This is a genomic window from Paenarthrobacter nitroguajacolicus (genome assembly GCF_007786235.1).
Classification (GTDB): domain Bacteria; phylum Actinomycetota; class Actinomycetes; order Actinomycetales; family Micrococcaceae; genus Arthrobacter; species Arthrobacter nitroguajacolicus_A.
The window spans coordinates 1-632 of sequence record NZ_VNFK01000068.1; the positions used below are offsets into that span (position 1 = coordinate 1).

At 65.8% G+C, this 632-nt stretch carries 1 protein-coding gene; it reads right to left on the reverse strand.

Translation table 11 applies throughout. The features are described from left to right. Positions 1 to 5: 5 nt before the first annotated feature. Positions 6 to 611: a TasA family protein gene (locus FQP90_RS23015; protein ID WP_244296972.1), complete on the reverse strand. Its 606-nt coding sequence runs from the start codon at positions 609 to 611 to the stop codon at positions 6 to 8. Between the last annotated feature and the right edge of the window lie 21 nt (positions 612 to 632).

The following is a 632-nucleotide window of genomic DNA, read 5'->3' on the forward strand; positions in this document are numbered from 1 at the left end:
GGTGGTTACTTGGTGGTTTCGGTGCGCTGGGTGCCGGTGAAGGAGAAGGCGATGGTGGAGGTGGCGCCTTGGAAGTCGTTGTTGGCGGTGGTGGGGAACGCGGTGGTGACCTTGAGGTTGTCGGTTTTGGCCGAGGTCAGGGAGGTCAGGTTGTTGAGGACCTTGTTCGCGGCGATCACCGGACCGGAGGCCAGGACGGTGGTTTTGGTGCCGGTGCAGGTGTAGGGGGCGGCGGTGCCGGTCCAGGCAACACTGCAGTTTTCGATGGTCAGTTGCAGGCCGTTGGTCACGTCGGTGGTGAGCAGGGAGGCGGTGGCGCCGGCGGAGGTGGTGAGGGTGACGTTGTTCAGGTCGGAGTTGCCGGTGTTGGCCAGGGTGACGAGCTTTTCGACCTTGTCGCCGGGCAGCAGGCCGGCGACGGGGACGTTGAGGGTGTTGTTCGCTCCGGTGCCCAGGGCGATGGTGACGGTTCCTGCGGTGACGGCCTGGGAGGCGGAGGTGGAGGAGGTGAACGCGCCGTAGGTGCCCATGCCGGCGACGGCGGCGGCGGTGCCGACCAGTGCGACCGAAGCGAGGATCTTGCCGGAGGTGGTCTTGAGGCTGATGGCCATGGGAATCAGTGTCCTTTCGGT